General features: G+C 44.2%; 8 protein-coding genes. 4 read left to right on the top strand and 4 right to left on the bottom strand.

Features of this window, described 5'->3' with window-relative positions; all coding sequences use genetic code 11:
* The first annotated feature begins 280 nt into the window (after window positions 1–280).
* A complete protein-coding gene (locus ACQY3F_RS00525) occupies window positions 281–1,837 on the top strand; it encodes a phospholipase D family protein (protein ID WP_428352989.1) in 1,557 nt (518 codons plus the stop codon).
* A 122-nt stretch (window positions 1,838–1,959) separates the two neighbouring features.
* Complete coding sequence (locus tag ACQY3F_RS00520; RefSeq protein ID WP_428352988.1) at window positions 1,960–2,844, top strand: endonuclease/exonuclease/phosphatase family protein; 885 nt, start codon at window positions 1,960–1,962, stop codon at window positions 2,842–2,844.
* Window positions 2,845–2,924: 80 nt separating this feature from the next.
* Here the strand turns inward: ACQY3F_RS00520 and ACQY3F_RS00515 are convergent, their stop codons facing one another.
* The 4 genes from ACQY3F_RS00515 to ACQY3F_RS00500 all read right to left on the bottom strand — a co-directional run bounded on the left by ACQY3F_RS00515 (window position 2,925) and on the right by ACQY3F_RS00500 (window position 10,110).
* Window positions 2,925–6,083 (bottom strand): efflux RND transporter permease subunit, encoded by a 3,159-nt coding sequence (locus tag ACQY3F_RS00515; RefSeq protein ID WP_428352987.1) that lies wholly within the window; start codon window positions 6,081–6,083, stop codon window positions 2,925–2,927.
* Window positions 6,077–7,543: an efflux RND transporter periplasmic adaptor subunit gene (locus tag ACQY3F_RS00510; RefSeq protein ID WP_428352986.1), complete on the bottom strand. Its 1,467-nt coding sequence runs from the start codon at window positions 7,541–7,543 to the stop codon at window positions 6,077–6,079. Before ACQY3F_RS00510 ends, ACQY3F_RS00515 begins: the two co-directional genes overlap by 7 nt.
* 14 nt (window positions 7,544–7,557) lie before the next feature.
* A complete protein-coding gene (locus tag ACQY3F_RS00505; RefSeq protein ID WP_428352985.1) occupies window positions 7,558–8,802 on the bottom strand; it encodes a TolC family protein in 1,245 nt (414 codons plus the stop codon).
* Between the two features lie 609 nt (window positions 8,803–9,411).
* Window positions 9,412–10,110, bottom strand: coding sequence for a urate hydroxylase PuuD (locus ACQY3F_RS00500; RefSeq protein WP_428352984.1), 699 nt, complete (start codon window positions 10,108–10,110; stop codon window positions 9,412–9,414).
* Between the two features lie 727 nt (window positions 10,111–10,837).
* On the opposite strand from ACQY3F_RS00500, the gene ACQY3F_RS00495 reads away from it, so the two are divergent.
* A complete protein-coding gene (locus ACQY3F_RS00495; protein WP_428352983.1) occupies window positions 10,838–11,668 on the top strand; it encodes a DUF4912 domain-containing protein in 831 nt (276 codons plus the stop codon).
* Window positions 11,668–13,293 carry a glycoside hydrolase family 57 protein gene (locus ACQY3F_RS00490; protein WP_428352982.1) on the top strand — a complete coding sequence of 542 codons (1,626 nt, stop codon included), beginning with the start codon at window positions 11,668–11,670 and terminating at the stop codon, window positions 13,291–13,293. Before ACQY3F_RS00495 ends, ACQY3F_RS00490 begins: the two co-directional genes overlap by 1 nt.
* Window positions 13,294–13,295: the final 2 nt, after the last annotated feature.

Genomic DNA, 13,295 nt, shown 5'->3' with positions numbered 1-13,295 from the left:
GGACTAAAGATCCCGCTTCCATTACTTGTTGTAGGTTTTATTCCGTGCAATGTCCTAAGGAACGAGAATTCAATAATACCCGAGTCTGACTTGTTCCTGCCTACGCAGGAATGACGTTTCTTTTGACTCCGTAACCGCGCCAGAAAAACAGTTGTGTAGCCTGCTATGCGCCTGTGTTTCTAGCACGACTGTGAAGCCAAAGTCCTGTGTCATACTTGCGGATATTATTAATATCCTCGTCCCTAAGCCTAACAAAAGCAACACTGACTGCCACTAAACTATGACAAGAACCCTGCGAATCATATCTTTATTAGTCCTGACTCTTTTGGTCGGCTGTGCGACTATCGACAAAGAGATTGTGCGTATTCCCTCTTATGCGCTGGAAGGGCCTGAACTAACCAGTGCCAGTCAGTTTATACAAGCCGATCTTGACCAGCACCCGGGGAAATCAGGTTTTGTTTTGCTGGATTCTGGGGAAAGAGCCTTTACCTCGCGCAACGCGATGACCCAGATAGCAGAAAAAACTATCGATGTGCAATATTATATCTGGGAAGATGATATTACCGGTGCCATCCTGATTAACCAGTTAATCAAAGCCGCTGAGCGTGGCGTACGCGTTCGCTTACTGATAGATGATGTAAATTCCGGAGGTAGAGATTTCGGCATGACAAAGCTTGATACGCTGGCCAACTTTGAGGTCAGGCTTTTCAATCCTTTTGAAAATAGAAGTTTTCAGGCCTTTGAATTTATTTCAGATATGTCGCGACTAAATCATCGTATGCATAATAAATCCTTTATTATGGATAACACCTTTGCCATTATCGGCGGTCGAAATATAGGCAATAAATATTTTGGTGTTAATGCTGATATTAATTTCCGCGATCTGGATGTCCTCGCTGCTGGCCCCATTGTTAAGGATATTTCTCACAGCTTTGATGTCTTCTGGAATAGTGAGTGGGCCATCCCGATAAAAGCCCTTAACAAAAAACAACCCAGCGGCCAGGAAATTTATCAAAGCTTAGAACGATTACATAAATATATCGAAAATCATAAAGACTTCCCCTACCCCATTCATAGGGCTCAAGATGAAATTTATCAGCGTATGAATGCTAGCAAAAGCAATTTAATCTGGGCTGATGCTGAAATTCTGTACGACGATCCGGTGCAAAAAATAGACACGGGTACTGGCTATCAGGGAATCATTCCTCATCTACGCCAATGGGTGGATGAAACTCAAGATGAGATATTGATAGAATCCGCCTATTATATCGCGGGGCCAGGAGGTGCCAAAAGAGTGCGTGAATTGCGTGACAAAGGCATTAAAATTCGTGTATTAACCAACTCCATGGCCACTAATGATGTAGCTGCAGCCTATGTTTTTTATGCAAAATACCGTGAAGGACTGATTGAAAATGGCGTTGAGTTGTATGAACTAAGACCCGATATGAATGCTCAAAGAAAATTCTGGTCACTACTAGCGAGTAAATCCAGCGCGTCCCTGCATACCAAAGTCATCGTATTTGACCGCAAAAAAACTTTTATCGGCTCTTTCAATCTAGATCCGCGTTCAGTTGATATCAATACTGAAATCGGTTTGCTAATTGATTCTGCTGAATTAGCAGAACAGGTAGTTGCATATATGGATGTAGGAACCAAGTCTAGCGATAGTTACCGCCTGATATTGGAAAAAGAAGACCAAGAGGATGAGGGTAAACTGGTCTGGATTAGCGAACAAGATGGCAAAGAAGTCCGAGAATACAGTAATCCAAAATCCGGTTTCTGGCGCCCTGTTACAGCCTGGTTTATTTCCTTGCTTCCAATTGAAGACCAGATGTAATAATCATCACAACACGTAGGGCGCGGCTTTAGCCCGCCTTTTGTGCGTTACCGGCGGGCTAAAGCCGCGCCCTACAGATTTGCTTGCTGTCTCAACCTTAAACCTAGATAAATAGAAATAAAATGCTCAGGAAACACCTTCTCTTTAACTTAGTAGCTCTGGTCATACCGCTTCTTATCAGTGGATGTTTTTCTGTATCCGACCAGGAACAGCTACTATCTAGTTCAGGAATAATCCGCACTGATAATCCTGATTGCCTGGGTACAACGCTTTTACCAGAAACTCCTGAAACACTTGATAAACAGGGCTTTACTCTAGTCAGCTGGAATATCTACAAAGAAAACAAAGCAGGATGGCAACAGGATTTATTAGCATTGAGCAATACCAGTAACTTTATTCTCTTACAGGAAGCTTATTTAACTGAAGAACTGAATCAATTGCTTAAAACATCCGGGCAACAATGGGATATGATTTCTGCATTTCAATACCGTGGTATTCATGCCGGTGTCATGACTATAGCGGACATTCCATCACTTGCAAGATGCGCAGAAAGATCGACAGAGCCATTGGCATTTTTACCCAAATCATCATTGATCACCTACTATCCTGTTAAAAATCACCGATACAATCTGCTAGTCGCCAATATACACGCAATCAACTTTACCGTAGGTATTGAGGAATTTACCCAGCAATTAAAGCAAATCAAAGCAGTTCTTGCGCACCATAAAGGCCCCATAGTGTTTGGCGGTGATTTCAACACCTGGAGCGATCGGAGAGAAATAGCATTGGATGAGCTAATTGGTACAGAAGAATTAGGCTTGCTTAAAGTCGAATTTGTCAGTAAAGAAGCCGTGCTGGTCTGGGGGCACCGACTGGATCATATTTTCTTTAGAGGCCTAAAAATTATCAAAGCTGAAATCATTCCCGTAGAATCTTCAGATCATTACCCGCTGAAAGTACAGTTTGAATTTGTATATGAAACAGAAGTCACAAACAATCAGGAGTAAAAAAGCTTTAGCTTTTTTGGATGACAGAAATATATGTTGGCATCGCGTAGCGTTTTCCGTCATACGCCAGACCAATAGGCTTAGCGCAACCGCCAGCCTTTCCAGTACGAATAAACCGCTGGAAAGACAATCAACACCATAATCAGGGCCGAGGCAATCCCGCCGACCATAGGTGCGGCAATGCGCTTCATCACATCTGCTCCCGCTCCGGCACTCCAGAGTATCGGTAATAAACCAATAAACGATGCCAGACTGGTCATTAACATCGGTCGGATACGCTGGCTGGCACCGGCAACTATCGCAGCACTCAAATCCGCCCTAGTTTTTAATCGGTTTTCTGCTCTGTACTGCTCGCAGCTTAAGCCCAGATAAAGCATCATCAACACGCCCATTTCAGCGGCCAGACCTGCCAGGGCAATCATTCCCACCCAGACGGCGATGCTTAAATTATAGTCTAGAAAATACAGTATCCACATAGCTCCAGTCAGAGAAAAAGGGATCGCCAGTAATATAATTAACGCTTCGCCTACTGAGCTATGATTGATATATAACAGTAGAAAAATAATCAGCAATGTGAGTGGACCCAGAACCATTAGCTTGTCTTTGGCTCTTTCGAAATACTTAAATTGCCCCGCCCAGGATATCCTTACTCCTTGCGGAATATCAGCCTGCTCATTGACTACCTGCTGCGCCAGATTGACATAATCAACCACTCCCAATCCATTAACATCGACAAAGACAAAGGAAACCAGTTGGCCATCTTCATTACGCAGCATGGGCGGGCCGGTAACAAATTCTATCTGGGCTAACTGGCTGATAGGGATATGTGCTCCGCCTGGCGTTGGCACTAACACTCGTCGCAGGGCATCTGGAGTATCGCGAAAATCACGCGCATAGCGTAGGTTAATAGCATAGCGCTCGCGCCCTTCTATTGTTCGGGAGACAGTCATGCCACCGACGGCGGTCATCAATACTTCTTCGACATCGTCGATGGTTAAGCCATATCTGGCGATCTTGTCTCGATCTATATTAAAATCAAGAAAGTAACCGCCTGTCAGCCGCTCGGCGTAAATGCTCCGGGTATACGGTTTAGTGCGCGGATCATTTTGCAGCAATTGCTCAATGCTGACTGCGGTTTGTTCAATCGTCGCTAAGTCATCTCCGAAAACTTTAATCCCCAGGCTGGAGCGAATTCCGGTGGCCAGCATTTCAATACGTGTCTGAATCGGCATCCACCAGATATTAGGCATGCCCGGGTACTGTAGCTGTTCATCCATTTCTGCAATTAGCTTATCCCAGGTCATTCCCGCGCGCCATTGCGCTTGCGGCTTTAAAGTAATTACCGTTTCCACCATAGAAAGTGGCGCCGGATCGGTTGGGCTGGTTGATCGACCGACCTTACCAAACACACGCTCCACTTCGGGGAATTGCTTCAACTGCCGATCCATGGTTTGCAATACTTTGCCTGCCTCGGTAATAGACATTCCGGGCAATGAAGTTGGCATATACAAAATACTGCCTTCATTCAAGGGCGGCATAAATTCATTGCCTAGTTTTAAAAAGACCGGAACAGTCACGATTAATGCCAGAACCGATAGTCCAACCACCCAGAGTCTAAAGCGCAAAGCAAGGCGGACTACCGGCTGATAACTCCGCACCAGTAGTTTATTCAAGCTATTCTGGTGCCCGCTTATTTTGCCCCGAATCAACAACACGGCTAACGCAGGTGTTAAGGTAATTGCAAGTATAGCAGCAAAGCCCATGGCATAGGTTTTGGTATAGGCTAGTGGACTGAATAAACGTCCTTCAGTCCCTTGCAATGCAAACACCGGCACAAACGCGAGGGTAATAATCACCAGCGAAAAGAATATACTGGGGCCAACCTGCTGCATCGCCTGAATAATAATTTCCTGGCGACTGACTCCCTCGCGACTGCTTTCCTCGCCTGTTTCAACAGCAGCCAATTGCTTATGGATATTATCGATCATGACTATCGCGGCATCAACCATCGCGCCGATGGCCACTGCAATTCCGCCTAAAGACATGATATTAGCGCTCATATGCTGCATGGACAGCGGAATAAAGGCTAGTAGAATGGCGACAGGCAAACTGATGATAACGATCAGAGAAGAGCGAAAATGCCATAAAAAAACCATGATCACCAGTGATACAATCAGCATTTCTTCAAACAGCGTTTTTTTCAGGGTACTGATAGCATCGTAAATTAGGCCTGAGCGATCATACGCGGTAACAATCTCCACACCGGCAGGTAAGCTACTTTTAACTTCAGCCAGTCGTTGCTTTATCCGCTCGATCACATCTAGCGCATCTTCACCATAACGCATAATGACGATGCCGCCCACGGTTTCACCCTCGCCATCCAGCTCAGCCAGTCCTCTGCGCATTGCAGGCCCCAGACTGACCTGGGCAATATCACGCACGCTCACAGGCACACCCGATTCACCTACAGCTAAAGCAATACTTTCAATATCCTGTACGGTTTTTATATAACCCCGGCCACGGATAAAATGCTCATGCCCTGCTATTTCCAGTACGCGCCCACCGACATCGTTATTGGATCGGCGTATCGCTTGTGCTACCTGTTTAAGGCTTAGGCCATAATCAGCTAGTTTATTAGCATCTACGGTCACCTGATATTCTTTTTCAAAACCTCCGATAGAGGCGACTTCAGCCACGCCTTCAACAGATTCCAGCCAGTAACGTAGCTTAAAATCCTGCAGGCTACGCAGATCCGCCAGATTATGCTGCCCTGATTTATCGACCAATGCATATTCAAACACCCAGCCGACACCTGTGGCATCGGGCCCTAAAGTTGGCCGTACGCCTTCGGGTAAATCCGCTGCGGCAGTATTCAAATACTCCATGACCCGGGAGCGCGCCCAGTATATATCCGTATTATCTTTAAAAATAACATAGACAAAACTCAGGCCCATAAAGCTTTGCCCACGAACAAATTTAACATTCGGTGCGGCAAGTAATTTTCGGGTTAATGGGTAAGTAATCTGATCTTCCACCAGATCGGGGCTACGTCCTGCCCATTCGCTATAGATAATAACCTGCACATCGGATAAATCAGGAATCGCATCCAGAGGTGTTTGCATTAATGAGCGATAGCCCCATAGCGCAAAAAGCATCGTAATAATAACCGTTAATACGGCATGCCTGGCGCAATAAGCAATAATATGCGCAATCGGCCCTTTATGACTTTGCTCTACCATTGAGCCAATCCAGACTTGAATTTACTTTCTGCGGCAATCAGAAAATTGCCCGAAGTCACTACCACGTCGCCAAATTCTAGTCCTTCCAGTACTTCAATAAAACCTTCATTACGCACCCCGGTTTTTATTTTTCTGGGTTGTAAGCGCCCCTCCCCTTTATCTAAAAAAACCACCCGCTGCTCACCGGCATAAATCACGGCTTGTTCGGGAACAACAAGGCGCTCACCCAGATCGACCTGTAAATTTAAACGGGCATACATACCAGGCTTTAATATGCCTTCCGGATTGGGCACCGCCACACGTACTTTAGCAGTGCGTGTTTTCGGGTTGAGTACTGGCTCTATAAAACTAACCACGGTGTTATAGGTCTGCTCTGGCATTTCAGGAAAACTGACTGTTGCCGCCATGCCTACTTTAATCCAGGGTAATTCTGCCTCATACACTTCGCCTTCTATCCAGACGCTGGAAAGATCAGCCAGACGCAATAAACGCGTGCCTGCTTTAACGGCAGCACCTGCAACTATATTTTTTTCAATAATAGTTCCATTCATCGGCGCTAGAATCGGTAAATATTCACTTACTTTTCCACGCTTTGCCAGCGCCCGGATTTCGGCCGAACTAATATCCCAACGTGCCAACCGGGTGCGTGCTGCCTTTTGCAAACTATATGGCCCTGCATCTTTACGGCGTAAACTACTCAGATACTCATCCTGGGCAGACACCAGTTCGGGGTTATAGACAGTAAATAATTGCTCTCCTTTGTTAATCTGCTTGCCTACAAAATCGGCATTTAGCGTGCCGATCCAGCCATCATACTTCAGATTAATATCCGCAAGCCGGGATTCATCATAGTTGACCCGAGCCGCAGCACGAATGGTTTTAAGCATATTTTGACAGAGCACTTCACTAGTGGTCACGCCTATCAACTGACGACGGTAACTATCCACGGTAAATGTGTCTAACTGCTCAGCAGCACTTTCCGCTTGCGCTGCTTGCGGAGCCAGGGCACTCGCGGTTGCGCCTGTGAGTTTCAGGCCTGCTCGACTGGTATTCATATCAAAACCCAGCTCAGCCTTACCTAGCGCAGTAGAATTAATGGTAACCGTAATCGGCCAGCTACCATTCATCGGTAAGCTGAATTGACCTTGATAGAGCCCTGCTCCGCTAGCTTCGATTTCCACAGTCTCGCGCATTTCTGGCATGGTGCCCATAGCAGGCATCACTGCCACGGCTTCTATCTGTGCATTGTTAACTGGCTGATCCTGCTCATTACGGACTTGAAAGGTCACCTGGTTGTTACCGATTTTAGGTTTTTCAGGGTTTAATTTTAATTGTACTTTATAGGGCCCCGCATAATGCGTCACCCCGATGTTTGCTACGACAGGTTTATCGACAGGCTGTGACAGAAAATACACGCCTAAACCTGCCAATATAACTAGCGGCAGTAAAATTAATAGCATGATTTTTACTGCTTTCATGGTAGTGTCTCTCTGTGCTGACCTTCAAGCGACATAGCTTCAACACTGCCCACAGTATATTCAAGCTCGGCAAACCGACGATAGGTATCTGCCAGCGCCTGCTCAGTCTGTAATTGCGTTTGCATACGGTTTTTTTCGCTACTAATCAGAGTCAGAAAATCACTCTTTCCTGTCTGGTAGTCTGCTTTGGCAGCATTCAGGTTTTCATCTGCCAATGGGTTTAATTGCTCTCGATAGAGTTTAAGCACATGTAGGCTTTCTTCAACCCGGGCATAAGCAATCTGCAACTCTTCCTGTATCTTGGCCTCCAACTCGGTTTTCTGCCATCTGGCTTGCTTCATTTTTGCCCGCGCATGCTTTTCGGCGGCTTCACGCTTAGCCTGTCCGAGGGGTAAATTAATCCCCACGCCAATAGTGAAGCGCTTATCCTCATTATCCCAGAGACTGTTGTAGCCAGCAGAGACATTAAAATCAGGATAATATTCCAGTTCTGCGAGTTCCACTTGAGTTTTATTGGCATCAATCGTGGCTAACATCACTTTGAGTTCCGGGCGTGACAGTAATGCTTTAGTACGCAGACTTTGTAATTCCGGTAACGTTGTTATTTCCGCTAAGCGACCTGGCGGAGGGATAAACGCATCGGGAGGGCGATTTAACAGGGTATTCATTCTGGCAAGAATGGTTAGCTGCTTACGGTGTAACACGATCGCCTGATGCTTAAGTAAATTACGTTCTACATCGGCACGTAAAGCATCCTGTTTACTAGCAAGCCCTGCTCCATACCGAGTAACCGCAATCTTACGAAACTCATCGAACAAAGTTTGGTTCAGTTTGTTGATCCTAATCGCCTGATGAATAAAATACCAGTCAGCAAACAAAGACTTTGCCGTGCTTGCCAGCACTAGCTTCACTGCTGCAATGTTTTCAAATTGAGCATTGGCCTGATGGTCTGCCACTTCGCCACGCAAACGCAACTTCCCTGGCCAGTCTATTTGTTGTGATAATTCAAAGCGCTGCCCATAGCTGCTTGCATTACTACCAATGGTTAGTGGTGCCATAGTATAGCGAAACTGCGGGTCGGCCCAGGCGGATTGTGGTTCAGATCTCGCTGCAGAGGCTTCCCATACGGCTTGCACTACTTGCATTTGTGGATTGGCTTTGAGTATGTCTGAAACGAGCTGAGTAGCTTTTAGGGTATTATTGGAGTACGCCAGCGTTGGTTCGTTAGCTAATATATTCAAGGGTTGTAAAAGTAGAAAACTTAAAACAATCCGAATCGTGCTTACATCAAATTTGATAAATATACCTATAGTCCATTACTCAAATATTTATACTTATTATAGCAACCCTTATTTAGGACATGAACTTATACTTCGCGCGGTCACGACTGCGGATTTCTAGCGGCTGAGTTTTTGCCGATAGCTACCTTTCTGAAACCTATACGTAGCTAGCTATACGCCTGTTTCAGCGCCCTTCTATTGACAAAAACCAGCTCACTATATTCTCAGTAACTGTAACCGCGCGAAGTATAGCTCTACATTTCCTATTCAAAACTTGCTCCCTCAATGGCCTTTCTTTATTGATATTGAACTATATCTTAGCAACACACCATCGAGTGTGGTGCATTGTTAAGAGTCAATTTTTGATTAAAGCGCGGGGGTCACAAAGAACGCCCCCGCACATATACTTCGCGCGGTGACGGTTGCTGATTTTATAGAGAGTTTATTTTGATCGAGAGCAAGGCGCTGAAACAGACGCATAGCAAGCTACACAACTGTTTCAACACCGCACTCTCGACAAAAATAGGCCGCTAGAAAACAGCAACCGTGTCCGTGCGAAGTATATTACCGCTATAACAAATCTAAAATTAAAAACAAAATCACGGTTAATCCTAGGCCGCATTGGATAACGCCTTTAACACTAGCATATAGCTTCATATTGCCACCTTCAGGTAGCTTTTTAAATGCATCTATATGTTTAATAGCAGGGTAGGCACCATTGAACTGAAGAGCAACAATAACAGCAACAGCGACAATAAACGCCAGAATGCTAAAGCTATGTGGATAATGCGCAGAGGCGCCCATGAAAAATAGCATAGGAATAGAAAACAAGGTATTAGTTCTTGAAGCTAGTCCTGCAGATGCTAATGCCCCCGCCGCTTCGGGCAAGGGCTCACCACCCTCTGCAACCTGTGTAGCTGAAGCAATGACAATTTGCTGTTTAGGCCAGATAATTAACCAAACATTTAAGAACATAAACAAGCCTAACAATGCACCGACATATATATCCATCGACATTCCGCCACCACGTATAGCGAATATACCTAGGCCGGTAATTAAAGTAAACATCGCGCCCCACCGGAACCACCATAAGGCTTTGGGGACTAGTTTTTGGATGGCGTCAGACTTAGCTGCCGGATCTGCTTCTTTAAAATATTCAGTCTGAACAAAGTTAAAATAATACAGTAAACCTATCCAGGTAATACCCGCCATAAAATGGCCCCAGCGCAGTAACATCTCAATACCGAGCGTTGTTGTAATTAAATCCATATTTATTCCTCATTTATTATAATTATTGTAAAACCACACCCTTCTAAAAAGTATGAACTCTCAATCTAAGCACGGGCAAGTATTTTTCGTCAATCAATAATGGTAAATCAAAATGGCATGTTTTTTAGGGGTTTTAGCAAATAAGTTGCCGATTAAAGGCTAAGCCCACTTGCAACAGAAAATAAATAAATTGAGGGCACAGTCATCGATGACTTATAAACCACCTAAAAAATTGCTAAAAATCACTCTAAGCAATGTTTTTATATCGTTAAAGCTTTTTCTTTAGCAGCTGCCACGGGCAGAGGTTTTTTAACCTGACTACTCTCGTCTCCATGCCGCTACTTGCATACGCTTAAGTAACTTGTATAATCTATGTTATCCAGTGTAAATTATGCGCGTTTACAGTGCAGGGAATGCTAGATCATTATTCCAGACACTAAGGAGCGAGAATTCAATAATACCCGAGTCTGACTTGTTCCTGCCTACGCAGGAATGACGTTTCTTTTGACTCCACAGTCGCACTAGAAAAACAGTTGCGTAGCCTGCTGCGCCTGTTTTCCTAGCACGCCTGTGATGCCAAAATCCTGCGTCATACTTGCGAATATTATTAAATCCTCGCTCGTAACTATGCTTTAAATACTTTTTTATCTGCAAATTCCTTAACCTAAGGAAGGTTATATGAACCTACCCTAGTAAAATGTAAGGCACGCATACAGGTTTATTAACAATGAAGCTATGGCAATCCAGATACAATCCTCAATGCAAACTTTCTCAACAAGGGTTGTTGGATATTAGCGAGGAAATAACTCAATCCTACGCACCTCACGACAATCACCATCAGCCTGAGCTTGTACTCATGCCGGTTGACCCTAATCATCTTTATGCCTACTGGAACCTGCAAGTAAACGAAACTGACCAGACGACTGAACACGTCAACAAACCGCTGGCCTTACGAGTGTATTCTATACCTGAACTCAGCGCAGACCCCAGCAATATAAAATTAAGCTTTGATATCGAAATACAGGACTTTCAGAAGCAGCAAAAAATACCATTACCTGCAGCCGCATCGGCTTATTCCGCAGTTATTGGTGAGCTTAACCCTGATAATAGCTTCAGTGCTTTAGTTTCCTCCGATACAATTCATGTCCCGCGTGAAAATCCAGTATCTGAAAGCAATTCAGCTGAATTTGAGAATAATTTGCATAGTGAGCAGAGACAAGAAAATGTGTTGCATACAGAGTCTCCGCCACAAGCAAGTCAGCTAGAAGACTACAAACATAACCTTGGTGACAATACTCAAACTATTGAGCAAGCTAAAGAACACAATCTCGTTACAGATATAAATTTAGAAGACATGGGGGCTGAGATCACGATTCTGGAAAATTTTAAAGGCTATGGTTACGATTTAAAAGTCTTTGGGCAAAATAATAACTCATCAACAAAAGACCATTTGACCCAATCTACAAAGGTAAAACAAGTCAGTAAAAATCATTCTGGCGCGAAAGAAAATAGTACTCATAATAAAAAGAATAGTTCTGGACTAGGCCATTTGTCATAGTGTCGAATAAAAAAGGTTTTCTTGGCATTATTCTACATGCGCACTTGCCCTTTGTTCGCCATCCGGAATACGACAGCTTCTTTGAAGAAATCTGGTTATTTGAGGCGATTACCGAATGTTATGTGCCGCTAATTCGTTCACTGCAAAGCTTGCAACAAGACCGTGTCAGCTATAGATTAACGCTTTCACTTTCACCGCCGCTTATTTTAATGTTAAGCGACCCACTCTTGCAGTCGCGCTATCTCAGCTATATTAATAATCGCTTACAGCTAGCTGAAAAGGAAATTATCCGCACCAAAAAAAAACCTGAGTATCAAAAATTAGCCAGACTCTATCGCCGCTTATATCTGGATACTATTGATATTTTTGCCCGGCAGTACGACTGTAATTTAATAACTGCCTTTAAACAATTTCATTCTACTGGAAACCTGGAATTGATCACCTGTGCAGCTACCCACGGTTTTTTACCCTTATTAAATAAAAGCGAAGCCGCAGTACGCAATCAAATCAATACCGGTGTTGAAACTTTCATTACGCATTTAGGTTTTCCCCCGAGTGGTTTCTGGTTGCCAGAATGCGGTTACTATCCTGGTCTTGAAAAGCACCTGAAAAGTGCGGGTATTAATTATTTTTTTGTCGATTCACATGGCATCGAAAATGCCAGTGTAGCACCCAGAAACAGTGTCTATGCACCATTAAATTGTGGCAATGAGGTAATGGCTTTTGCGCGTGACCCAGAGTCATCACGCCAGGTCTGGAGTTCCCATGAAGGCTATCCGGGAGATTATGATTACCGGGAATATTATAGCGATATCGGTTTCGACCTGGATTTGGATTATATTGCCCCGCATATTCTGGATGAGCATATTCGCATCAATACCGGCATTAAATATCACCGGGTTACTGGTGGGGATCTTGCCAAAGAAATATATCAACCTAGGCAGGCCTTATATAAAACGCAACTACATGCACAGGACTTTATCAACAAACGTCAGCAACGTATCAACCAGCTGAGTATTGATATGGATCGCCCACCGTTCATAGTTTCACCGTATGATGCCGAACTATTCGGACATTGGTGGTATGAAGGGCCGTTATGGCTAGAATGGGTGCTACGCTTTGCGGATAACAATTCTAATAGTGTAACAACAATCAGCTGTGGCGATTATTTACAGCAAGTCGTTGCTCATCAGCAAGCCACTCCTTCCGCATCTACCTGGGGTGATCAAGGCTATTCCAGCTTCTGGATTAATGAAACCAATGACTGGATCTACCCCTTATTGCATAAAGCAGGGGCTGATATGGAAAAACTCGCCGTCACTTTTCAAGGCGTTAAAGCCAGTGAATTGCAAGAAAGAACACTCAATCAGGCGGTACGTTCATTATTATTGGCACAGGCTTCAGATTGGCCTTTTATTATGCAAACAGGAACCACCGTAGAATATGCCACAAAACGTATTACTGATCATTTAGCCAGGTTTAATTATTTACGTGATAGTATCCGAAATAATACGATTAATGAACGTTATTTATGCGCATTGGAAATTTTAGATGATTCTTTTCGGGATGTAGATTTTCGCAACTTTAATGCCCCTCAGCCTAAACAACAAAATAAAACAGTGTAAAT

The organism is Methyloprofundus sp., assembly GCF_965251085.1.
Taxonomy (GTDB): Bacteria; Pseudomonadota; Gammaproteobacteria; order Methylococcales; family Methylomonadaceae; genus Methyloprofundus.
Note: the sequence above shows the minus strand (reverse complement) of the source record. Positions and strands in the feature narration are given on the sequence as shown.